Raw genomic sequence first — 24,170 nt, 5'->3', positions numbered from 1 at the left:
GGTTGTTTTTAAAAACTTTTTATTACAGAAATTTAGTCATAAACATACTGTAAGGATCTTCGATATATTGCCCAAAAGGCGGACATTGTTTAAACCCAAATCGAAGGTAAAGCTGTTGAGCCGGTATAAATGCTTCCGCCGTGCCCGTTTCTAAACTTAACTGTTTGTATGACCGTTGATTGGCTTCGTGGATAAGATGAGTTAATAGTTTTTGAGCCATACCTTGCCTTAAAAAATCAGCCGATGTGCGCATCGACTTGATTTCACCATGTTCTTTATTGAGCTCTTTTAGTGCGCCAATCCCCGCCAGTTTATTGTCTATCCATAAACTCCAAAAGGTTACGTCCTTTGCTTTTAATCCGCTGATATCCAACGCATGGACACTTTCAGGTGGCGAGTGAACTATCATGTCGCCGTGGTGTTCTTGTAACAATGCAATAACGTCTTTATGTTCTAACCCGCCGACTCGTATTTCCATATCGACCAATACCTTACAGATTGTAAATAGCTGACATTAGGTCCGGTTTTGAAAACTGTTTTCGGACATTTATTACAGCAGTTAGTTTTAGGAACAGACTTAATTGCTACGATGATTTACAGGTCGCCATGTCTTTAGACAACTCAGTAATATACTGACCATTTTTACCATGGTAGCGATAAACCATAATAACGCCTAGGCCAATAAAACTCTCTAACCCTTTATTCGCGCATAAAGTGTTAATTACGGCTTCTTGAATAATTGGGTTTAATAACGTGACATCTAATTGTGCCGCCGTGTAATTAACCATAGTATTATTGTAAATAATGAAGTTTCTAAAAGTGGCAGCTGAATCTAGTCTGGTTTCTGTATCAAGTAATTTTGGCCCTTCAGCATTTATTTCCATAACAGCCTGCGTAAGTTCCTGAGACAACGACCTTTCTTGTGGTGTCTGTGCGGCACTGCTAACAAATGATGTAGTGAAGGCCATAAGCAACAACATATTTTTTAGTTTCATTTGGTGGGTCATCCTTTCGTTTTTAACTGTTATTCCGTGGGCATCTCTAACTTCACCCTCAATTAAAAGCATACCTATCACTGATCTTAATCGCTAGTTTTGCTTTTTTATTAATGATTAATTTACGGTGTAATAAGCTATTCCGCAATAGGTTCGTTAATGTTCAATATAGTATTGCTTTCTAGTCAAAAGAAATCGATATCACTATCAAAGTGAAAATAACAAAAACACCGGTTTAACCTTTTCAGTTGTCATTAACAAAAGGACGACTATTCCCCCTGATGAACTCGTTATATTTCACCGCGAATGTGCTGTCTAACTTGCTCTTGATAAAACGTTTGTAACTTAGCGCTTAGTGCTTGAGACAATGGTGGCAAGTCACTAGTTAACGCATTACTAATCACTTGCTGTGACGAGCTCGCGCCCGAAATAACCGTACTGACTTGAGGTTGGTCTAACAACCATCGCAGTGAGCACTGCAGTAAATTCATGTCACTTGGGAGCATGGTTTTCACTTGGTCAGCTAAATCAACACCAAGTTCAAATGGCAGACCATTGAAGGTTTCACCAACATTAAATGCGGCGCCGTCACGGTTGTAGTTACGGTGATCCTGGGCTGAAAAAGTACGATTTTTTTGCATCCGTCCACTTAATATGCCACTCGCTAATGGCAAACGGGCAATAATGCCGATATTCTTCTGCTCGGCTATAGGCAGTAACTTCTCAACCGCGTCTTGTCTAAAGATGTTAAAAATGATCTGCAACGTCGCCAGACTATTCGACTGGCAACAGACTAAAGCATCTTCAATGGTTTCAACACTTGCGCCGTAATGTGTGATCAACCCTTCCTGTTGAAACGCTTCCATCCAACTAAATATCTCACCGGTTTTTAACATCTCCGGGGGAATGCAGTGCAATTGCACCAAATCAAGGGACTCAACACCTAATCGAGCTTTTGAACCTTCTAGGCTTTTTCGTACGCTGTTTTTGTTATACCCATCCGGAAACAAGTCGCCACCACGACCAACTTTAGTGATCACAACGGGTTTAGCTTTTTGGGTTTTTAGCCAATCCCCAATGCGTTGTTCGCTGACCCCACCGCCGTATACATCGGCAGTATCAAACAAGTTAATTCCCTGCTCAGCAGCCGAATCCAATATTGCCTTTGCTTCACTATCCTCAACCGGACCAAAGTCATTGCCTAACTGCCAACAGCCTAAACCTATCTCAGAAACTTCAAAACCGGTTTTTCCTAACGTTCTTTTTTTCATAATGTGTGGCCCATCTAATGTGTTTTTAATATTATTAACGTCGTATTTATGTTCGTATTTAATTGGTATAAAGCTCCTTGTTTGGCCGCTAAATACCCGACCTTGTACCTAAAACCAACTGTTCTTTTGACTTGTTACCAATTCCATAATGTCCCATCTTCAAGGCGATTTACCGGCAGACACGCACGTTTATATGGGTATTTTTTGGCAATTGATTCGTCGATATCAGCGCCGTGCCCAATCGCCTCCCCTGGAGTAAAATAGCCATCAACGTAACGGTAATCTCGGGTGAATACCGATTCCATTTTTTCACTGTGGGCCATATGTTCTTGAATACCAAAATTTGCTACCGAATAATCAAAATGCAATGCCGCAGCCATGCAAATTGGCGAAAGATCGGTCGCCCCGTGACACCCTGTTTTAACATGAAACAAACTGGCAAAGTCGGCGATACGTTTTAGCTGCGAAATGCCACCGGCGTGCACAACGGTAGTTCGAATATAATCAATCAATTGGTTTTGAATAAGCTCTCTGCAGTCATGAATTGAATTAAAGACTTCACCAACCGCAATAGGGGTCGTTGTGTGGTGACGGATCAATTTGAAACTTTCTTGGTTTTCAGCCGGAACCGGATCTTCCATCCAAAACAGGTGGTAAGGTTCTAACTCTTTACCTAATCGCGCCGCTTCGATGGGCGTTAACCTGTGATGCACATCGTGCAAAAGATGAATATCATCACCAAACTGCTTTCGCACCTCGGCAAACAACTTAGGTGCATAGTTTAAATACTTTTCCGTCGACCACGTATCTTCCGTAGGTAAGTCTGAGTCTGCGGGTTCGTACTTCTTGTTGTTTTTAGAAACCCCATAAGTCCCTGCCACGCCTGGGATCCCAGATTGCACACGAACCGCTTTGTATCCTTGATCTATGGCTTTTCCCACTTGCTCAAGGGTTGATCCGAGATCAAGACCGTTGGCATGGGTATACACCATGATTTTATCCCGGCTTCGACCACCGAGCAGCTGATACAAAGGCATATTGGCGGCTTTCGCTTTAATATCCCACAGAGCAGTATCTACCGCCGCTATTGCCGTCATGCCAATGGGGCCACGACGCCAATACACGCCTCGATATAAATACTGCCATATGTCTTCAATTCGCTGAGGATCTCGGCCGATTAACATTGGAATAACATAATCTTCAAGGTAAGAAACAACGGCTTTTTCTCGCCCATTCAAGGTTGCGTCACCCACCCCATACAAGCCTTCGTCTGTGATAATTTTGAGGGTCACAAAATTACGTCCTGGACTGCAAACGATGACTTTTGCATCTATAATTTTCACAACGTTTTCCTCTGGTTAAATTTAGTTTGCCGCGAACTTAGAAAAATAAATTAGGTAAAAATAGAACGACTTCTGGAAAGATTGCTAACAACGCAATTAACACCAGTACCGCACTGAAAAACGGCATCGCTTCTTTCACATAGTCATCGGTCGGACATTTTAAAATGCCGCATACGGTATACATCGCTATTCCTACAGGGGGAGTCGTACCGCCAAATGACACCATGAGCAACATCAAAATACCAAAATGCACTGGATCAATACCAACTGATTGGATCATTGGCACTAAAATAGGGGTAAGGAGTAATACGGTTACTGTGCCTTCCATTATCATGCCGACAACAAACAATAATACGAGGCACAGCAATAGTACGATTCCAGGGTTTTCAGTGACTTGAGTTATCGCTGTGGCGAGGTCAACCGGCAATTGTTCATAAGCAAAGAGGTAGCCAATCATCCCCGAAAATAGAATAATCGACATGATCATGCCGATGTCAGAAACACTTTCAACAAGTGCGTTTTTGATACTCGATAAGGTAATTTCATCATACGCCAGCCAACCCACTAATACCGCGTAGATAACTGCAAAAGCCCCGGCTTCAGAGGGCGTGAAGATACCAAAACGTATTGTGACCACTAAAATTAGCGGAAAAATCAGTGCCCATTTACAATCCTTCATGGCATGCCAAATTTCTTTACCACTTGGTTTTTGACTCGACTCCGGCGTGTAGCCTCGTTTTTTTGCGACTATGTATACGGTCAACATTAGGATCATGGTCAGTAATATGCCAGGTACTATGCCAGCAATAAATAACTTACCAATTGATACGTTACCAACAAAACCATAAAGAATAAGGCCAATGCTCGGTGGTAAAGTCGCTGTAATTAAAGCGCTTATCGCAATAATCGCGCTGCTAAAGCCATTACTAAACCCAGAATCAATCATAGGTTTACCCAGAATTCTTGATTGCATGGCGGCGTCGGCGATTGCCGAACCAGACACGCCTCCCATTAATGCGCTGAGTACAATTGTTACGTGGGCTAAACCGCCGGTGATCCAAGCCACCAGCAAGTTTGAAAACGAAATAAGTCTGCGGGTAATTCCTGACTTATTCATCACCTGCCCGGCGAGGATAAAAAACGGTATGGCAAGTAAGGGAAAGCTCTGACTCGCTGCAACAATACGCTGAACCCCAACGAGAATTGGTATATGTTCAGATAGTGTAAAATAGCCCAATCCGGTCAATAACAAACTAAATGACAAGGGCATGCCGACAATGAGTAAAAGAATAAATATCGCTAATAGGATCATTTATTTACACCCATTTGTCCGAGGTTAGCTTTTTGTTCGTCTTCTAACTCACTGAGCAGGTAACTTGGTAGCTTAACGCCATCTGAATTGATGTTAGCCAGTATTCCGTGCCTCAACCTAAATAACGCTCGCCATTGCTGTTGCACTGTATTTAGCATTAATAAGGCGCCAACAGGTAAAGCCAATGTCACCAAAGAATATGATAATCCCGTTGTGCCAAGTTCGCGTTGTGGATTTAACAGTACCAGTTTAAGCCCAAAAAAAAGCAATATAACTAAACCGATAAACATCAAACTGAACAACACTAAATCGAGTTTCACCCTGTGTTGCCAACTCAAATGCCGAACAAATAGGTCAACCCCAACGTGTTCAAAATTGCGCAGTGCTTGGTCCGCCCCCAACATGGCAAGCCACGCAAAAAACAGTTGCGCAAAATCAACCGACCATATAATTGGTGCGCCAAATGAACGCATCACGGCAGCCGAAAAAACCAACAGCACAATCGCAACCAATAAACTCGCAGCTAATCTTTGTTCAAACTTAACTATTTTGTCATTCATTGGTTGCGTTACCGGTTATCGCGTTGATGTGAGTTGTCTTAGCTCCAATTGCATTGTTTTTAATTGAGAAGCATTCGATTAAGTATAATTTCATTGTTTTAAACTCAACTTAAGCTTTGCTCTAAGTTCGGTATAACCGAGTACGTCATAGGTTTTATTGGTCGCTTCGATAAATGCGCGTTTATCTACTTCATGGATCACAACGCCATAATCGCGCATTTTTGTTTCGTATTCGGCTAATAAATCAAAGTTGAGTTTCGAGGCAAATTCCCCTGCTAAAAACGCTTGTTCAGTGACTATCAATTGATGTGCTATCGAAAGTTTGTCGAACCAAGTTGCGCTGCCCACAAGGCCCGATATTAGATTGATATGAGCTGTTTTAGTGATGTAGGTGATAACTTCATAAAGACGCGAACCCCATGTGCCCGGATGTTGAGCTTCGGCACCGTCAATGACCTTTTGTTGCAATGCGCTATACACTTCAGTCCAACCTAAAGGCGTAGGCGTAGCACCGAGCGCACGGATTGTCTCTAACCAAACGGGGGCGCCAATGGTACGTATTCTAACGCCAATCAAGTCATCTGGATGGTTAATTTCTTTGTGTGTTAACAAGTGCCGTTCGCCCTGCCACCAGTTAAAAGACAATACCTTTAACCCCGCGTTTTGACTAAGTTGCGCAGCCCAAGCGTTAAAGACTGTTGAGGTAACAATTTTTTTGACCTCCGCCAGCCCACTAGCCAAATAAGGGGCACCTAATATGCCCATCTCATTTTGATAAATTGCCAACCGGCCGCCATCGACCAGAACCGCAACGTTCGCTCCAGCACGCGCCTGTTCTAATATATCGTTGTCGCTGCCAAGTTGTGACCCTACAAAAATCCTAACAATAATGTCATTATTTGTTGCTGTTTCAACGCCCTGTTTAAACTTGAGCAAGCCTTGATACATAGGATCAGAGCTACTAAGCGAAGTGATCACATTTAGCTCAGTTACACCCCCATAAACTGGACGAATAAAAACTAAAGTGACGAGGATGAAAATGAGTAGTTTCATTTTAAATTAGTCCACCCACATGCTCTGCTCTGGGCCTAAATAGCTCTTTTTAAGTCCGCCAGTATTTACAATGACTTTTTGGATAACGACTCCAATATCCACCATATAAATCCGTAGCTTATGCGCTCCCGGCTGTTTTACATTGTGATGACTCACCGCATAGCGCACACCATTTTTGACAGACTCCTGCCAATCGTTTTGCTTACTATTCTCTAAGACATCAACCATTATTGGCTCTTCATCATCAAATCCGATGGCGAATCTTAAACCACGTGTAGGCACAAAATTTAGACTTGGCGCGACTAAGGTTTGGATCTCCACGGCCCCTTGGTTAAATAGAAATAAATCATATTCTAGGTAAGGCGCGTCTTTATAATTTTGAATGCTTTGGTCAATATTTTTTGACATTGCTGACATCGACGATTGCGTGCGTCCATGGAACGGGATCTCTTGCCAACTTGCATTATCAGTAGAACCAAGTGCCTGTGCACTAACGGCTTCTAAAGCAACATAACCGTCCGCTTCGACAAATCCGCGCACCGCTGTATTGCCTGGATTAAATGCACTGATGTTAACTGTCGCGCCGCCCCAACCGGTGCCTTTGATAAATACCGTTGCACTTAACTCACCTTTAGGAGCATTTGCCCAATCAACACCTACTAATATGCGTGTATCGTTTGTTAACAACCCCTTGTTATGACTTAACGTTACCCATGTTTTGCTGGCTGTCGCGCTAAACTCAAATGGCATTAACCCTTTATTAAAAACATCAATGTAACGCTGTTTTTGCCCAAACGGACTGAATTGGTCTAGCACTAATCGGTCGATATGAGGCCAAACATTGGCAGTGCCTTCTACAGCAACCCCCATGTCAGAAACATTAGCAGGCGAGCTTGTTGCCAACCAGGGCATTACGTCTGCTGGTGGATTATTCCAATGGGTATAACCAATATGAGTTTGATCCATAAAATGCGCCCAGCGACCATTATTTAATTGATGGTAAGTTGCTTTTAAAGCGGCATCTGTTTCAAAGTTTTTTTGGGCAGCCGCCGCATATTTATTTGCGCTGGCGCGCCCTTGGCTGGCGTACAACCTATTTTTAGCGACGTTATTGTATAGCTCATAAAGATTCGCCGTTGCTTTTATTGGATGCAAAACCAATTGGAAATAAGCCGATTTTTTATCGTCAGATAACGTATTATTTATGCGCTCAGCTAGGTCTACCGCATCGGATAATTCAACCGAAATTCGGTCGGCTTCATTGTAATTAAACTGACTATACGTAGTGACATCCATGAGTTCTGGTTTTCTACGACCATTATGACGGGTGTATGTCGTCAAAATACTTGCTATTTGGGTCGCATATTTATCACCAAACTGCTGTTTCACCCATTCATGAGTATATTCTGCTAATTTTTCTTTTGGTATTGCCTCGGGATCCCACGCATAGGTAAGGAAGAAATCCGTTGGGTATTCCATCGGCTTTAAGTCGCCAACATTAGTGAGCCAGATTTGTTTTGCGTCAAACTGGTAAGCGAGCGCCATTTGCTCCCAAATTTTTGCAATAGGTGTTGTATTTATCCAGCGATAAGAACGTGGACCGCCAACATAGTCAAAATGATAATACACCCCTGCCCCGCCTTTTCGCTTGCGCTCCTGCGGCGTTGGTAATCGGCGTATATTGCCCCAATTATCGTCTGACCAAAGTAAGGTAACATCGTCAGGCACACGCATGCCCTTTTCGTAATAACTTTGCACTTCTTTATAAAGCGTCCAAACCTGCGGTACGTCACTTACCTCCCTGTCTTTAAAGACATTTGAGAGAATCGTTCGCTGGTCCGCCACGATGTGTTCTAATAACTCAATATTCTCATTTTCACTCATTGGCGTATCGTGTTGACCACGCATACCTAAGGTATAAATGCTTTCAAATGGCTTATTGCGCTCGGCGCACTTTTGCCAAAATTGATATAGATTTTCGGCGTTAACGTCGTAATCCCATTTGCCTGTGCCACGACGGTCCCACTCCTTATCAGCGCACAACATGGGTTCATGGTGAGAGTTGCTCATGACAATGCCGTATTCGTCGGCTAACACCATGTTTAAAGGATCGTCATCACTAAAGGCATTGTTCCACATTGCAGGCCAAAGAAAATTGGCTTTTAGTCGCAACAATAAGTCGAAGATGTGTTGGTAAAATTGATGGTTATATTCACCAAATTTGGCCTTAACCCAATTAGTCAGCGCCGGGGCCTCGTCATTAAGAAAAATGCCTCGGTACTTTATTTTAGGCTGAGTTTGATAGTGCGTATTATGTTTGACATATAGCTGCTTACTTTGTTTAACGGGCACATCAGCCCACCAATACCATGGTGAAACGCCAATTTTTTCTGCTAAATCATAAACCCCAAAGGTTGTTCCCCGCTTATCACTCCCAACGATGACTAATGCTTTTTTTGTTGATGGGTGTGATTGAGGAAACGGGTTATCAATTACCTCAATTCGAAACGCCTCCCATTGACCTTGCAAGCTTTCAACATCCAGCTTTTGAGTATGGACAAGTAGGTCGATTAAAGCGCTGCGGCCAATCGTACCAACAATGATAAGTGCAGCGTTATCAGGCGTATGATTTGAATTTGAAACTGTGGCGAGCTTCCCCGTCACCTTTTTTATATCAGCTTGCAGATTGTTTACTGCTCGTAATACGCCCTTATGGTCACTTTTATCAACGTAGATATCAGCAACCCTATCGTTTTGAACAATGCCAAAGTCCGCATTCAACGAGTTAAAGAGGACATAATCGCCGTCATTTGCCTGGCTTATCGAAGTCGATAAGATGCAGATGAATAACGCGACTATTGTATTACAAATAATAGAAAACGATTTCATCCTACTTATCCGTACTTTCAATTCGACTATGGATGCCTAACATAGTGCCGACAAACCCCTGAGCAATCGCAGTACTGAGTATTTTGCCATCCAAGTTCGCCGCTAACGTTATTTTTTCACCATCCGCAATTTGGTATGCAAAGCTGATATCAGCCTTGTCACCACTTATTTCTAAAACGAGTTGCTGGTCGTTTTTAGCGCTGATTTCAACTTGCTTGATTATCTTTCTTGGTTCAGAAGCGTTTTTATCCTTTGTTCTTTCCAAAAATAGTTGAAATTTGCCATCGCCGATCTTTTTAACTCCCAAATAATAATGGTAAAACTCGTTTTGAAATGCCACTAACCCAGCTGAAATATCTGTAGATTGAGGGAGCGCTAAGCCTGTTGTGACTTGATAAGTCATATGCTGCTGGCGACGACTCAAAAAAACCGGCTGCTTTAATGACGTTAAATCAATTGGCGCAGGTGTGATGTTCATTTTGCCATCGGCTAACTCATACCATCCACTATAAAAACTGCGTAATGTATTCCAATTTACATTCAGTTTTTGACCGTCAAATTCATCACGCCAGATAAAATTGCCCGTTTGTTTTTCATCAATATCAAGGGAATTGTTAATGGCGGGTTTAGGTAAACGGTGCGGAATTGCTTTGCCTTGTTCAAGAATATGTGGCCAGCCATTATTCCAGGTTACGGGTAATAAAAATGACTCGCGCCCCGTGTTATAAAACCGTTGATCATAAGCACGAGTTGCCAAAAATATCGCCCACCAGTCGCCTTGTGGCGTTTGCACTAAGTCGGCGTGGCCTGCCGTTGTAATTGGGTTTATTCGATCATCAGCTAAGTCACGCTGAGTTAAAATCGGATTACCAGAATATGGAATAAATGGGTCGTTTATGTTTTTCGCTCGAAACACAACTTCTGAATGCTGATCCGCAGTACCACCTTCAGCACACATCAAATAATACCAACCATCTATTTTGTATATGTGTGGTGCTTCAATCCAAATCGGTTGTTTTGCTAAGTCGACGCCGCCATTTACAATAACTCGGCCTGAGTCTTTGATGACTTTTTTAGCAGCTAGGTCATATTCCCACATCCAAATTGCCCGGTGACCTTCATATAAAGGTTCACCAACAGGTGCATCATTGTGCGCGATGTAAACTTTCCCGTCGTCGTCAAAAAATATGTCTGGGTCAATCCCACCAATTTCCGGTAACCAATAAGGTTCTGACCACTCACCCGCAGGATCTTCGGCTGTGACAAAAAAGTTGCCGCCACCATATACCGCAGTTGTGATCATATAAAATAATCCGTCATGATAACGGATTGTCGGTGCGTAAACCCCCTGCGATACTTGATTACCTCTTAAGTCGAGTTGCTTTTGATTAGTTAACGCATGACCCACAAGCTTCCAATTCACTAGATCGCGACTATGCAGAATTGGTACACCAGGGTTGTAGGCAAAAGAAGATACAGCAATGTAATAGTCGTCTCCTTTACGTGTGATGCTCGGGTCCGGGAAAAATCCAGAAATAACAGGGTTTTGATATTGCCCTTCCGGCATAGGTCCAGAAAATATTTCATCCATACCTTGGTATTCAAACCAATCAAATTCGACGGTTTTGGGGTTTGGCGTTTGGCCGGTTAACCCTTCAGCCATGCCAACTAGTGCAGGTTTATTTTGAAACTTCTCATTAAATAATAAAGGCCAATCTGCACGTTTTTTAAATCCTGGGATCCAACTATCGCTATCGGTGATCCCCCAAAGCGTTATGCCTCCTCGTAAATGTTCAGGAACCACATCCATATAGGCATCAACCACTTCAGCGTACCGTTGGCGTTGTAACGTCGAGACTTCTTCGGTTAACTCCGAATATTGCTCCGATTGGTTTACGGCAATATCTAGCTCCGAAATTCTAACCTTAACCCCTCTTTTAACAACTTTTGTAAAAGCCTCTTTGATATTTTTTATGCTTGGTGTGTCAGTATCGATATGGACTTGAAAGCCAATGCCATCAATTGGCACATTGCGTTGCTGAAAGTCTTCTAGCATTTTGACCACACGGTCTATTTTGCTGTCATTATTTACTAAATTGTAATCGTTGTAATATAAATCGACTTCAGAGTCAGCTTCTCTTGCTAACCTAAAGGCCATTTCCAAATATTCAGGACCAATGTTGTTATACCAAATGGTTTCTCGGTATTTTGTTGGGTTACTCGGAGTGCCATCATCTAAAAATGCTTCATTTACTACATCCCAACTTTTTAACTTTCCAGAGAAATGGCCGGCGACAGTCGATATATGATTTTTTAACAGTGCTTTGAAGTCGTCTTTTGAACCTTGATAATCATTCATCCATTTCGGAGATTGCGTGTGCCAAACCAGCGCATGGCCATGCATTATCATATTTTTTTGGTGTGCATATTCAACCAAAGCATCGGCATGGGTGAAAGCAAACTTGTTTGGCTCGGGCTGCAAAAACATCATTTTCATAATATTTTCAGCGGTCAGGCTATTAAAGTGAGTTTCAACGACTTCTTGGCGTTCAGAACTGATTAATAAACTATGCGCATATGGATCTGCAGGGACGGCAACCCCAACAGGGAAGTCGACTAACGATTTAAGCGGAGGGACTGAATCGATGGAAAAAACATTCGATTTTAGAACCTGGGATTCGTTTGGGACGTTTGTGATTGTGGGGCTACACCCCATAAGTAGCACACTTGCTAATGTTGATATAATAAAGCGATTTGACGGTATTTGGGCTAATTTGAGCATAATTATTTTTATTATTATTTAGGCTAGTATTTCTTGAGACTACTACCTATCCAAATTCCGTGCTTTTATTGCTTGTCATATTTAAGTTATGAAATTTACCTATTTGTAAACGCTTAGAACAAAAATAACTCAGTCGGTTATTTCAAAGTTCTTCTTCAAATGGAAAGCTGAAATGGCGACGCAGGCAGCCCATGAACATTAATTAAATTCGCCTTGACTGGATTATCTGCCCACCCATAGCGGACCGTTACTGGGTTGCTGATTTGGTTGCTCCACACTTTTATTTTGTCTCCGACAATAGTGGCATTGGCCCACACAAACTTACCGTCGTTTCCTGCGAGACTGAATCCCAATAAAGGGGCGTTCTCGTTGGCTTTATTTCGAATCGCTAGTTTGCTACCAAACAACTTAAAACTCAGCCAAACGTGATTGTCGACCACTTTACCCTTGCTTATTTCTGGACCTGAGTACACTACTTCATTGTTGCCATAAGCCAGCTTTTGAGCCGCAAGGAACAATCGTTCACCAACGTCTTTTTTATTCAACGGGTGAATGTCATTCCATTCACCGATATCAATCGTCACTGCCATTGCCGTGTTCGGCTCGGCCAATGCCAATCGTTGCGCTTCTCGAGTTTCTGCCCATTGGCTTTCTACAGGTTTATTGTTTTCTGCCATAAAGTTAGCTAACTGAACAAAAATAAAGGGGAAATTACCCTGTTGAAACTGTTTGCGCCAATCTCGGATCATGGCAGGAAATAAAGTTGTGTATTCAGTTGGTCGGTCAGTATTTGATTCACCTTGATACCAAATTGCTCCTTTGATCTTGGTCTTCAAAATAGGCGATAACATCGCATTGAAAAAACCAAGTGGCTGTTTATATTCCTGAAAACTAGGACCCGCAAGTGGTAACGACTCTGCTCCAACTCGATAGCGCCATGGACCATTTAGATCAATTGTCCGACTTCCAACATTGAGCTGATAAGGTTTATCACTAACAAACCCACCCTTTCCGGCACTGCTAATCACTCGAACCACCACCACATTTTTACCCGCCTTCAAAATGTTTTTATCAACGCTATATCGACGCGGTGGATACTGGTAAGTGGTATTACCTACTTTCCGACCGTTGATAAATGCAGTGTCAGCGTCAACAATACGACCCAAAATCAGTTTCGCAGGTAGGTTGGTTTCAGCTTTGGATAATTCAAATTCCTTTCGAAACCACACCACACCATTTTTTGTGTCAATGCCTTTGTCTTGCCAAAATGACGGTAAAACCGTGGTTTGCCACATCGAAGCGTCATAGTCGCGGTCAGACCAAGTCAGGTTTTTGTCATTGGGTTTCAGCCCTAAATCTTGAGCGTTTAGTTGGTTGTACCAATCGTCATTCCGTTTATGATCGCTGGCTATCAAATTAGCGAGATAATTTTCTTGACGGTATTTATTAATGATATCGAGGTAATGTGGAAACTGCTCTAGGGCCGATTCACTAAGCCAAGCTTCCGCTGGCGAGCCACCATAACTACTATTTATAATGCCAATCGGGATCTGGTGATTTTCTGCGAGACGGGTTCCAAAAAAATAGCTGACCGCAGGAAACTGCCCTAAGTTTGAGCTATCTACACGCTGCCACGACCCCGATGTTACGTCATCTTGAGCCTGCTCAAAATCATATTTTCGTGGGACTTTAAATAAGCGGATATTTGGGTATTGGCTTAAAGTAAACTCTTCGGGGTATTTGACTTTAACTCGCGCCATGGTCAATTCCATGTTTGACTGCCCAGAGGCTAGCCACACATCACCAAACGAAACATCCCTTATTGTTAATGTATTATGCCCACTAATAACGATTTTGTGGTCACTACCAGCGATTTGAGGTGGTAAATTTATCGACCACTTTTGGTTTAAGGCGGTGACTGTGCCTATCAATTTGCCGTCTAAACTTACTGAAACTTGTTCGTGATTATCCGCCCATCCCCATAGTAGATTGTTACTGTCTCTTTGCAGAACAACCCCATCACCAATCAACCGAGGTAGACTTATATTTGCGATTGCAGACGCACTAAAAAATAGCAAAAAAGCGCAACAGCCTAATGCTCTGCTGATTAAATTAAACATAAAGACAACCTCTAGGAATCGACAAACAAGCCACGATTGTAATCACTTTTAGCCATAAGATTATTATCTAAAACCACAACAAAGTTATGATTTTATTTAGTGTTGAGCTTTACGGTTTTTTATTTGATATTGTTTATAGGCAAACAAAAATGCTGAAACCGCTTATATCAACATAATAATAAGAATTTAAATGTAATGCAGTTAACCCAAAACAATTTGGATCGTCTTAGCAAAGACATCCTAAAACCGAAATTCGACCGACAACAAACCCAAATTGGTATTGTACATTTAGGTCCTGGCGCTTTTTTCAGAGCACATCAGGCTTGGTATACTCAACAAGCACTTAATGTAAAAGCTGGAAACTGGGGTATTTGTGCTATTGCTTTAAATAGTAATCGCGTTAAACAACAGTTAGAACCACAGCAGGGTTTATACACCTTAGTTGAGCAGGATAACACTACACAATATTCAATTATTGGCTCGGTCAAAGAGGTTCTCGCGTTACAGGAAGATTTCAGTCAGGTTGTCTCTCGTCTCACGGCCGCAACCACAAAGATAGTGACGTTAACAATTACAGAAAAGGGCTATTGCCTTGACGCCAAAGGTCGTTTGGACTGTAATCATCCCATAATTAAACGAGATTTGTTAAACGCTGAACGTCCTGAGTCGGCAATTGGCTTGTTATTCCTTGCCTGTAAAATACGCCACCAGCAAAACACCTCCCCCTTAACCATCATTAGTTGTGACAATTTAAATGATAACGGCGTCAAACTAAAAGCCGCCTTGGTTAACTATGCACAACTTGTCGATACAACATTGGCCGACATAATTCAGACCGGTGTCATTTGCCCCCGCACTATGGTTGACTCTATTACCCCGGCAACTGACGCCGACATGGCGGTGCAAATCGAACAACAGTTTGGTTACAGCGACAATTGGCCAATTAAACGTGAAACCTTTACCCAGTGGGTAATCGAAGACATATTACCCGATGATACTCCAGCCTGGTGCGATGTCGGTGTGACATTTACGCACGACATTGCAGGGTACGAAAACGCCAAACTCAGAGTGCTCAATGCCACACATTCAACACTTGCTTATCTAGGCCACTTGCTCGATATCGATACGGTATACAACGCGATCAACAATGAAGTGCTGCATACATTCATCTCCAACATGCTAAAAACCGAGATCAAACCTTCGTTAGTCATCCCTAAGGAAATGAACTATGAGTCTTATTGTGGCGCAATTTTACAACGTTACCGTAATCCGGCAATCAAACATCTGTTGTCACAAATAGCCTGGGATGGTTCACAAAAACTGCAGGTACGAATATTGCCAATTATTGTGCACAACATAAAACATCGATTCCCGATCAAAAGTTGCTGTTTTGCTGTCGCGGCTTGGATGCGCTTTGTCATTATTAAATCTCGCAACAAGAGTGAGTTGATAGACCCACTAAATCATCAATTATTAGCCATAAGCTCTTATTGTTGTGATAGTGCAGAACAAGATGTTGCGCATTTTATGGCACTCGAATTGTTTTCAGGTGTCGCCGACGAGCCCGACTTTATTGCCCAAGTGACCCAAGCCTATCGGACGTTATGCCATGTCCCCGCTGCGATATTGTCTTCTTTAGTAAGTCCAAGCTAATGCCTAACCAATATTACGACTTTTCAGCGAGTTACCTATACAACAAAGGAATTCAAGACACAGTCTACGGACAACTTGACGTAATACCCCTCAATTTTGGAGCCCAAACATGAAAGTTATAACCGTTTTATTGTTGTTTTTTTACTGCGTCGTCAGTGGCAAAGCTTGGTGTAATGAATATGACCAAGGCGATGACGGTTATCGCTTGTGGTTAAACTACACTTTCATCGAAAATGACACACAACGCTTATTATATTTAGACCAGATTGCCAATGTGCAACTTGTAGGGCAATCCGACACCATCAGTATTATAGACCGTGAGCTAAAAAAGGCCCTACCTACACTATTGGGAAATTCAATTAACTGGTCGACGAATGTTCCGCAGAGTAACGGATTAATCATTTCAAAAGCTAACTCAAAGTTGCGTCATAACTATAAATTAGATCACAGTTTAAAGGTGATAAACAAAGAAGGTTTTATCATTAAAACCGTAACAGACCAAAAGCAAAATCAACATGTTTTAGTCACGGCTAAATCTGATATTGGTCTGTTATATGGCACCTACCGATTAATTCAGATAATGCAAACGGGCAAACCGCTTTCGTATGTTAACATTGTTGAGTCACCTAAAATTGCCTTAAGAATGCTTAATCACTGGGACGACCTCGATAGGCATACCGAACGCGGATATGCAGGAGAGTCGATTTGGGACTGGCATAAATTACCGCAATACAAAGAACAACGGTATTTCGACTATGCTAGGGCCAATGCGTCTATTGGTATTAACGGCACTGTCGTCAACAATGTTAATGCAAACTCGTTAATTCTAACGCCAGCTTGGCTTGAAAAAGTACGTTCACTTGCTGATATATTTCGCCCTTATGGCATCAAAATCTACCTTTCAATTAAATTTAGCTCGCCGCAGCAGATTGGTAATTTGTCCACGTCGGATCCTATAGACCCTAACGTACAAAAATGGTGGCAAGGGAAAGCAGCTGAAATATACAAGCTAATTCCAGACTTTGGTGGTTTTTTGGTAAAAGCAAATTCAGAAGGTCAACCGGGGCCAGGCGATTACGGGCGCACACATGCTCAAGGGGCGAATATGCTTGCTAAAGCACTGCAACCTTATGGCGGCAATGTTATCTGGCGTGCTTTTGTTTATTCACATGAAGAAAAAACAGAACGCTCTCTGCAAGCCTACAATGAGTTTGTGCCGTTAGATGGTCAATTTGAAAAAAACGTGAGTATCCAAGTCAAAAATGGCCCGATTGATTTTCAACCTAGAGAGCCTTTTAGTCCAATGTTTGGTGCCATGCCAAAAACACCGCTAGCAATGGAATTTCAAATTACCCAGGAATACCTCGGATTTAGTACCCATTTAGCGTACTTAGCAACGTTATACAAAGAAGTGCTCGACGCCGATACAAGAGTTAAAGGCATAGGCTCTACAGTAGCTAAAATCATCGACGGCACGTTAGTTAATAAAAATATTACAGCCATCGCCGGTGTTGCCAACATTGGCAGCGACAGAAACTGGACTGGTCATATTTTTGGCCAGGCAAATTGGTATGCCTATGGCCGTTTGGCCTGGGACCATGATTTAACAGCCGACGAAATAGCGCAGGACTGGATAAAGATGACACTGACTCAAGAACAGAGCAGTGTTAATAGCATCACCAACATGATGATGAGATCCCGTGAAAATATCGTTAACTACATGACACCTTTAGGGCTGCATCATTTAATGGACACTGGCCATCACTATGGACCAGGCCCATGGGTAGATAATTTGGGCCGTGACGATTGGAATCCGGTTTATTACCACCGAGCGGATGACTACGGCATTGGATTAGATAGAACCAGTAAAGGCACTAACGCCGTGTCACAATATGCAACATATTGGCAAACAAGGTTTGAAGACCCAGCTAAAACACCGCAACCGCTTTTACTTTGGTTCCATCATTTACCGTGGGATTACACCATGCCATCTGGCGATACACTTTGGAATGAGCTCGTAAAACATTACTATCGAGGTGTCGTCGCTACCGAACAGATGGAAAAAGACTGGCTAGCACAAAAAAACCATATCGCCCCTCATCAGTTTAATCAGGTTAAGATGGCACTTGAAATTCAAGTTGAAGAAGCAAAATGGTGGCGTGACGCCTGTGTGCTTTATTTTCAAACCTATTCAAAACGCCCACTACCTAATGGGTTAAGTAAACCAGACAAGTCGTTAGACTATTTCAAATCTTTAACATTTCCATACGCACCAGGACAAGGCTAGTTATGACTAATTCAAAAAAACTAAAGTGGGGTATTCTAAGTACCGCCAATATCGCTAAAGGCAAACTAATCCCTGCAATTCATGCCTCAAATTCATCGATGGTTTATGGCGTTGCCTCTCGTAATTTAGCGCAAGCTGAAAAATTTGCTCAGGAAACAAATATTCCAAATGCGTTTGGGAGCTATCAAGCGTTACTTGACGATCCAAGTATAGATATTATCTATAACCCACTGCCAAACCACTTACATGTCCCTTGGACCATTAGGGCCATAGAGGCTGGTAAACATGTATTGTGTGAAAAGCCAATTGGCTTAGATGTGGCCGAAGTCGAGCAGTTAATTGCAGTTGCAGATAAACATCCACAGTTAAAAATTATGGAAGCGTTTATGTACCGTTTTCATCCCCAATGGACACTTGCTAAACAACTCATCGAGGCCGGTGAAATCGGAACAGTGCATACAATTGATGCGGCATTTACCTTTCACAACGTTGACCCAGAAAACGTTAGAAACATGCCAAACATAGGTGGTGGCGGGATGATGGATATCGGCTGCTATTGTATTTCCGCAACCCGCTTTTTATTAGGACAAGAACCTAAAAAAGTCATGGGATCATTAGTTATGGATACTAACTTTGGCGTTGATAAACATGCCAATGCCATTTTGGACTTTGGGGATGTCAAAACCTCTTTCTTCTGTTCAACCCAAAGTGAGTCGAGTCAACGGGTTTACATAGTTGGTGAAACCGGAAGCTTAACAATTGAATATCCGTTTTATCAACCTGACGATTGCCAAGCCGAACTGACAGTGCGTCATGATCAAGTTAAAACTGTCCATAAAGTAGAAAATTGTGATCAATATGTATTTCAAGTGGATGCATTAGTAAATGCAGTAAATAACAAATTAGCCACACCAACGCCATTAACTGATGCGCTAGCGAACATGAAAGTAATTGATGGAATATTTGCCAGCGATAAGAAACAAAATTGGGTCGTGCTATAAGCTGTGACTAAAAATATAAATCCTTGTTGAGATATTAAAAATATCAATAATATTTCAACAAGGAACTCATTAGCTCATCAAAAAAAACAGTAAAACAAGGGCTTAAAAGAAAGTGTGCGCCAACTTACTCATCTTCTAATTTAATATCACTAATATCTAAATTGTCGGGTTCGCTGACGACGCCTTTTGCATCATCACGATATTCACGCGGCGTTTTATTAAAGTGCTTTTTGAATATCGCATACATATATTGCAATGATGGGTAACCACAAACACTGGCAATTTCACTGGTTGTTTGGCTAGTATTTTTTAACATACTGCAGGCTTTTCTCAGCTTTTCATGATGAATTTCATTATGAATACTATGCCCACGTTCCTCTTTAAACCGTTGCTCTAAATTAGAACGAGAAATTCCCACGTAATCTAAAACCTGATCAACTTTAATTCCACGACACGCCTTTTGACGAATGAAATGCATCGCCTGCATGACATGCGTATCTTTAATCGCCTTAAAGTCCGTAGACTGGCGCTCTAAAATACCAGCTGGCGGCACTAAGTGGGGTTTAGTTGAACACTTTTGGCCGTTGAGTAAACGATGTAATTTTTTGGCGGCTTGAAAGCCCATTTCAAAACAACCTTGGCTCACCGAACTAAGTGTTACACGACTAAGAAATCGAGCAATTTCGTCATCATCGATACCAATGACACATAATTTATCAGGCACTAACATCCCAGTATGATCGCAAACCTGCAACAAATGTCTGGCACGAGCATCAGTAACGGCAATAATACCTATAGGTGTTGGTAAAGACTGTAGCCAATCTGACAAACGCTTAATGGTATCTTGCCAGGTTTCAGGCTTAATAGGATGCCCACGATAAACTTGGCAATCGTAACCATCCGCTTTGCAAATACTAATAATGGCTTTTTCACGCTCTTCGGACCAACGATGATGTTCGTCTTTTGGGGTGCCATAAAAAGCAAAACGTTCTATGCCCTTTTGTCTTAAGTGCTGATAAGCGGTATTCACCAGTTCATAATTGTCGGTAGCGACATACGGCACATCTGGATAATCGTCTGGATTGCTATAAGAGCCACCCACGCCAACAACCGGTACTGTGGTCTTCATGAGTGCTTCTTGAATTTCCGGATTGTCAAAGTCGGCAATGATGCCGTCTCCCCCCCACTCATCAATATTATCGAAGCGTGCTAGGAAATCTTCTTCCAAATATAAGTCCCAATCCGTTTTAGATGCTTGTAGATAATGACCTATTCCTTCAATCACTTTTCGGTCGTATGTTTTACTCGCGTTTAATAACAGCGTAATACTATGTTTATTTTCAAACATATCGCCCACCCCTTTGGTTTAAAACTCTCTATTTATAACGTTACTACTTAAATTCATCTTATACGAATTAATAAAAATATTCGTATAAGAAATTTCATAATCAGAATTACGTTTTATTTGTTTTACATTTAATTCGTAGATGGGCGAGTTAAATACTTAACCGTGGAACATGTTATAAATTAGTGCGTTTTGAGAAAGTTATGATGTGAGTCTCCCTGGCAACAAAAGGGGTTGCACACGATTTACTTAAGTAAACTCAAAACCACCGATGGCTGAACAAACCCACTAAACGCCCGCAAGCATTAGTGTTTGTGGATTCAGAAAAAGCATAATACGTTATTGTTTTTTTGCGTTAATCGTAACAAATGATAATAACAAAATTTAAATTCACAATACTCAAACGCCTTGAAAGCATTAGAATGACAAAAAAATAAGAAGAATTATAAGACTATGACAACAGAACTCGATACTGCAAATTTGAATCAACCAGACTTGGCGATGGAAAAGCTATCCGTCACAGAAAAAGTTGGATACAGCTTGGGCGATCTTGCTGCCAACTTGATATTCCAGACATTTGTCACTTTTATAGCGTTTTTCTATACTGATGTATATAAAATACCAGCAGAAACCGCGACCTTCATAATTTTTGTGGGCGGTATGGTTGGTGCTTTCTTTAGCCCAATCATGGGCGTAATTGCCGATCGAACCAGTACACGCTGGGGACGTTATAGACCCTGGATATTATGGACATCTTTACCTTTTGGTTTAATGGCTATTTTAGCCTTTAGTACACCAGACATTGGCCCTCAAGGTAAAATGATATACGCCTTAGTGACCTATGTCGGGCTAGTTATCATCTATTCTGCAAATAATCTGCCTTATGCCGCCTTAAGCGGTGTTATTACAGGCAACATGTCTGAAAGAAACAGCATGTCTTCTTATCGATTTGTCGCTGTTATGGTCGCTCAATTTCTCATCCAAGTAATGTTATTGCCTCTTGTTCTAATTATGGGTGACGGCGATAAAGCCGTTGGATTTGAAAATACCATGACCATGTTTGCACTCGTGGGCATTGTTTTCTTTCTTATTACCTTCTTCACGACAAAAGAACGCGTGATAACCAAAGCTGAGCAGAAGTCTACAATTAAGCAAGACCTCATTGATTTAGTGAAAAACAAACCTTGGGTGGTTATGTTAACGCTTACTATTTTGGTGTTTGTCACGCTCGCGCTTAAAGGCGGAATGTACATTTACTACTTCCAAAATTATGTCAGCGAAAGTCACCTTGCTCAATTCCAACAAGACATCGGTTTCAACAGCTTTATTAGTGGCCTAAATAGCATGCTCACTAGCATGGGATTTGTTGAGTTCTTATGGCCTAAAGATGTCGCGATATCAGGCAACAGTATATTTAATGCCTGTGGCATTATCTTTATGATTATTGGTATCGGCTTCTCCAAACCACTGGCAGACAAATTTGGTAAACGAGACGTATTTGCCGGCGCATTATTTATATCGACTCTTTTTGTCATGATGTTCTATTTCTATGAGCCTGAATCCGTTGCCTTAATGTTTGGCACGCAAATATTCCACGGTTTCTTCTACGGGATCACAACCCCTATCCTTTGGGCAATGATTGCCGACGTCGCAGATTACTCTGAATGGAAAAACAGTCGCCGAGCTACAGCCATTGTCTTTTCCGCAATGTTATTTGGACTCAAGTCTGGCCTCGCAATTGGCGGGTCTTTAGTCGCCGGTATTTTAGCAAGTTACCATTATAACGCCGAGCTGGTGACCCAAACAGCAGAGACAATCGAGGGCATTAAGTTTGCCGTTAGCATCTACGCCGCTGTGCCATTTTTGATTGGCTGCGCAAGTTTATTCTTTTATGAGATAAACAAAAAAATGGAACTGCAAATCGAAGCGGATTTAAGAAAATCTAGAAATTAATCCAATTTACTAAATAAGAGTTTAAAAATGTCTGATACAGAAAATGTAACTATTGAACAAGTAGATTATGAACAACTTGAGAAGAAAGCGATTTCTCAACCTCTCGTTAAACATATTTATACCGCTGACCCTTCGGCCCATGTTTTTAACGGTAAAATTTATATCTACCCTTCACATGATATTGAAGCTGGCATCGAGTTTAACGATAACGGTGATCACTTCGCGATGGAAGATTACCATGTAATCTCCATGGACGATGTTAATAGTGAAGCTGTAGATCACGGTGTGGCGCTGCACGTTGACGATGTAGACTGGGCCGAACGTCAAATGTGGGCACCAGACGCAGCCTGCAAAGACGGCAAATATTACTTATATTTTCCGGCGAAAAAAGCCGATGGTATTTTTCAAATCGGCGTAGCGGTAAGTGACTCACCTACAGGGCCATTTATCGCCCAACCAAACCCGATTAAAGAAAGTTATTCAATCGACCCTGCTGTTTTTGAAGATGATGATGGCCGTCATTACATGTACTGGGGCGGTATCTGGGGCGGCCAGTTACAAAACTATCGAAACAATGTCTATGATGCATCCAAAGGTGAACCTGCGGACGATGAACCGCAGTTAGGGCCTATTGTAGCGCGCTTAACTGACGATATGCTGGAATGTGATGAAACACCTAAAGAGCTAAAAATATTAGATGAAAATGGCGATGTATTATTAGCCGGTGATCACCAACGTCGATTTTTTGAAGCGTCTTGGATGCACAAACATAATGGCAAGTACTACTTCTCTTATTCAACAGGCAATAGCCATTTGATTTGTTATGCCATCGGTGACAATCCATACGGACCATTCACCTATCAAGGGCACATCCTAACCCCTGTAGAGGGCTGGACAACGCATCACTCCATTTGTGAAATCGATGATAAATCGTATTTGTTTTACCATGACTGTGTGCTTTCAAAAGGCGTAACACATTTACGGTCAATCAAAATGGCAGAAATTAATTACAATGATGATGGCACCATAATTCCGATTGCGCCTTACAACAAATAACCTGTAACCCATTGTGGCTAATAGAAAATAAGTGAGCCAATCACTTATTTTCTATTTAAAAAATGACTTACTTGTAGATACCTGGTTCGAAATTTCAACTAACCACGCTTTACAAACACATGTTGAGACGAACCTGAGTAAACACCAACGTAACGGCAGTAAAGTCGTGAACAATTTACATTCATATCAGGTTATTTGACTAAAAAGTCATAGACCAAACACCTGTTTTTTTTGAGAGTGAGGAATGACTATTTTGACATTATTCATATCCAATATAGCAATCCAAAAACGCTTTTAACCATCATGTATTCTTTCTATTTTGTGACGACTCAAAAAACACCTAAAACGGGTGCAGTTTCGTCTGGACACATGAGTTTAAAACGACAAGCCAAACTAATTTCCAGAAACAAACCAAATTTCAACAATGAAAGTAAACCATTGAAATATAAAAACAAAAAACAACATTACGAAAAACCAAAATCTAATTTGCGGATTAACATAAATGGAATGTTTAATTTAGTATTATCGTTAAAAAGCGATTTGTAATAGA

16 protein-coding genes are annotated in these 24,170 nt (G+C 41.6%); 5 read left to right on the top strand and 11 right to left on the bottom strand.

Annotated elements, in window-relative coordinates; translation table 11 throughout:
• Window positions 1–22: 22 nt before the first annotated feature.
• The 10 genes from KO525_RS13395 to KO525_RS13350 all read right to left on the bottom strand — a co-directional run bounded on the left by KO525_RS13395 (window position 23) and on the right by KO525_RS13350 (window position 14,325).
• The gene (locus KO525_RS13395; protein WP_215964331.1) at window positions 23–478 is read right to left on the bottom strand and encodes a GNAT family N-acetyltransferase; all 456 of its coding nucleotides are present in this window, start codon (window positions 476–478) and stop codon (window positions 23–25) included.
• A gap of 106 nt (window positions 479–584) precedes the next feature.
• Entirely contained in the window at window positions 585–995 is a 411-nt protein-coding gene (locus KO525_RS13390) for a hypothetical protein (RefSeq protein ID WP_215964330.1), read from the bottom strand.
• A gap of 290 nt (window positions 996–1,285) precedes the next feature.
• Complete coding sequence (locus KO525_RS13385; RefSeq protein WP_215964329.1) at window positions 1,286–2,266, bottom strand: aldo/keto reductase; 981 nt, start codon at window positions 2,264–2,266, stop codon at window positions 1,286–1,288.
• A 134-nt stretch (window positions 2,267–2,400) separates the two neighbouring features.
• Entirely contained in the window at window positions 2,401–3,609 is a 1,209-nt protein-coding gene (manD, locus tag KO525_RS13380; RefSeq protein WP_215964328.1) for a D-mannonate dehydratase ManD, read from the bottom strand.
• 37 nt (window positions 3,610–3,646) lie between these two features.
• Window positions 3,647–4,921, bottom strand: a complete 1,275-nt coding sequence (locus KO525_RS13375; RefSeq protein WP_215964327.1) for a TRAP transporter large permease — start codon at window positions 4,919–4,921, stop codon at window positions 3,647–3,649.
• On the bottom strand, window positions 4,918–5,481 hold the full coding sequence (locus KO525_RS13370) for a TRAP transporter small permease (RefSeq protein WP_215964326.1): 564 nt from the start codon (window positions 5,479–5,481) through the stop codon (window positions 4,918–4,920). Before KO525_RS13370 ends, KO525_RS13375 begins: the two co-directional genes overlap by 4 nt.
• A 90-nt stretch (window positions 5,482–5,571) precedes the next feature.
• A complete protein-coding gene (locus KO525_RS13365) occupies window positions 5,572–6,534 on the bottom strand; it encodes a C4-dicarboxylate TRAP transporter substrate-binding protein (RefSeq protein ID WP_215964325.1) in 963 nt (320 codons plus the stop codon).
• A gap of 6 nt (window positions 6,535–6,540) precedes the next feature.
• Window positions 6,541–9,423 (bottom strand): glycosyl hydrolase 115 family protein, encoded by a 2,883-nt coding sequence (locus KO525_RS13360; RefSeq protein ID WP_215964324.1) that lies wholly within the window; start codon window positions 9,421–9,423, stop codon window positions 6,541–6,543.
• Between the two features lies 1 nt (window position 9,424).
• On the bottom strand, window positions 9,425–12,205 hold the full coding sequence (locus KO525_RS13355; protein ID WP_215964323.1) for an endo-1,4-beta-xylanase: 2,781 nt from the start codon (window positions 12,203–12,205) through the stop codon (window positions 9,425–9,427).
• A gap of 155 nt (window positions 12,206–12,360) precedes the next feature.
• On the bottom strand, window positions 12,361–14,325 hold the full coding sequence (locus KO525_RS13350; protein ID WP_215964322.1) for a sialate O-acetylesterase: 1,965 nt from the start codon (window positions 14,323–14,325) through the stop codon (window positions 12,361–12,363).
• 195 nt (window positions 14,326–14,520) lie between these two features.
• Between KO525_RS13350 and KO525_RS13345 the strand changes: the two genes are divergently transcribed.
• From KO525_RS13345 to KO525_RS13335, 3 genes are all read left to right on the top strand, one after another.
• Window positions 14,521–15,978 (top strand): mannitol dehydrogenase family protein, encoded by a 1,458-nt coding sequence (locus KO525_RS13345; protein WP_215964321.1) that lies wholly within the window; start codon window positions 14,521–14,523, stop codon window positions 15,976–15,978.
• Between the two features lie 109 nt (window positions 15,979–16,087).
• Window positions 16,088–18,265 carry an alpha-glucuronidase family glycosyl hydrolase gene (locus KO525_RS13340; RefSeq protein ID WP_215964320.1) on the top strand — a complete coding sequence of 726 codons (2,178 nt, stop codon included), beginning with the start codon at window positions 16,088–16,090 and terminating at the stop codon, window positions 18,263–18,265.
• 2 nt (window positions 18,266–18,267) lie between these two features.
• Window positions 18,268–19,266, top strand: coding sequence for a Gfo/Idh/MocA family protein (locus tag KO525_RS13335; protein ID WP_215964319.1), 999 nt, complete (start codon window positions 18,268–18,270; stop codon window positions 19,264–19,266).
• Between the two features lie 124 nt (window positions 19,267–19,390).
• On the opposite strand, the gene KO525_RS13330 is transcribed toward KO525_RS13335, so the two are convergent.
• Window positions 19,391–20,614: a DNA-binding transcriptional regulator gene (locus KO525_RS13330; RefSeq protein WP_215964318.1), complete on the bottom strand. Its 1,224-nt coding sequence runs from the start codon at window positions 20,612–20,614 to the stop codon at window positions 19,391–19,393.
• A 450-nt stretch (window positions 20,615–21,064) separates the two neighbouring features.
• Here KO525_RS13330 and KO525_RS13325 point away from each other — a divergent pair, with 450 nt between their 5' ends.
• Together KO525_RS13325 and KO525_RS13320 are read left to right on the top strand one after the other, a co-directional pair.
• Entirely contained in the window at window positions 21,065–22,564 is a 1,500-nt protein-coding gene (locus tag KO525_RS13325; protein ID WP_252736896.1) for an MFS transporter, read from the top strand.
• A 27-nt stretch (window positions 22,565–22,591) separates the two neighbouring features.
• Entirely contained in the window at window positions 22,592–23,620 is a 1,029-nt protein-coding gene (locus KO525_RS13320) for a glycoside hydrolase family 43 protein (RefSeq protein ID WP_215964317.1), read from the top strand.
• The last annotated feature ends 550 nt before the right edge of the window (window positions 23,621–24,170 follow it).

The organism is Psychrosphaera sp. B3R10 (genome assembly GCF_018861025.1).
In the GTDB taxonomy this organism is placed as follows: domain Bacteria; phylum Pseudomonadota; class Gammaproteobacteria; order Enterobacterales; family Alteromonadaceae; genus Psychrosphaera; species Psychrosphaera algicola.
The sequence above is the reverse complement of the archived record's forward strand: the minus strand, read 5'-3'. Positions and strand labels throughout refer to the sequence as shown.

What these genes read in the sequence shown, in the direction of transcription:
- KO525_RS13395 (WP_215964331.1), bottom strand. Translation starts at nt 478, where the DNA reads ATGGAAATACGAGTCGGCGGGTTAGAACATAAAGACGTTATTGCATTG.
- KO525_RS13390 (WP_215964330.1), bottom strand. Translation starts at nt 995, where the DNA reads ATGAAACTAAAAAATATGTTGTTGCTTATGGCCTTCACTACATCATTT.
- KO525_RS13385 (WP_215964329.1), bottom strand. Translation starts at nt 2,266, where the DNA reads ATGAAAAAAAGAACGTTAGGAAAAACCGGTTTTGAAGTTTCTGAGATA.
- KO525_RS13375 (WP_215964327.1), bottom strand. Translation starts at nt 4,921, where the DNA reads ATGATCCTATTAGCGATATTTATTCTTTTACTCATTGTCGGCATGCCC.
- KO525_RS13370 (WP_215964326.1), bottom strand. Translation starts at nt 5,481, where the DNA reads ATGAATGACAAAATAGTTAAGTTTGAACAAAGATTAGCTGCGAGTTTA.
- KO525_RS13365 (WP_215964325.1), bottom strand. Translation starts at nt 6,534, where the DNA reads ATGAAACTACTCATTTTCATCCTCGTCACTTTAGTTTTTATTCGTCCA.
- KO525_RS13360 (WP_215964324.1), bottom strand. Translation starts at nt 9,423, where the DNA reads ATGAAATCGTTTTCTATTATTTGTAATACAATAGTCGCGTTATTCATC.
- KO525_RS13355 (WP_215964323.1), bottom strand. Translation starts at nt 12,205, where the DNA reads ATGCTCAAATTAGCCCAAATACCGTCAAATCGCTTTATTATATCAACA.
- KO525_RS13350 (WP_215964322.1), bottom strand. Translation starts at nt 14,325, where the DNA reads ATGTTTAATTTAATCAGCAGAGCATTAGGCTGTTGCGCTTTTTTGCTA.
- KO525_RS13345 (WP_215964321.1), top strand. Translation starts at nt 14,521, where the DNA reads ATGCAGTTAACCCAAAACAATTTGGATCGTCTTAGCAAAGACATCCTA.
- KO525_RS13340 (WP_215964320.1), top strand. Translation starts at nt 16,088, where the DNA reads ATGAAAGTTATAACCGTTTTATTGTTGTTTTTTTACTGCGTCGTCAGT.
- KO525_RS13335 (WP_215964319.1), top strand. Translation starts at nt 18,268, where the DNA reads ATGACTAATTCAAAAAAACTAAAGTGGGGTATTCTAAGTACCGCCAAT.
- KO525_RS13330 (WP_215964318.1), bottom strand. Translation starts at nt 20,614, where the DNA reads ATGTTTGAAAATAAACATAGTATTACGCTGTTATTAAACGCGAGTAAA.
- KO525_RS13325 (WP_252736896.1), top strand. Translation starts at nt 21,065, where the DNA reads ATGACAACAGAACTCGATACTGCAAATTTGAATCAACCAGACTTGGCG.
- KO525_RS13320 (WP_215964317.1), top strand. Translation starts at nt 22,592, where the DNA reads ATGTCTGATACAGAAAATGTAACTATTGAACAAGTAGATTATGAACAA.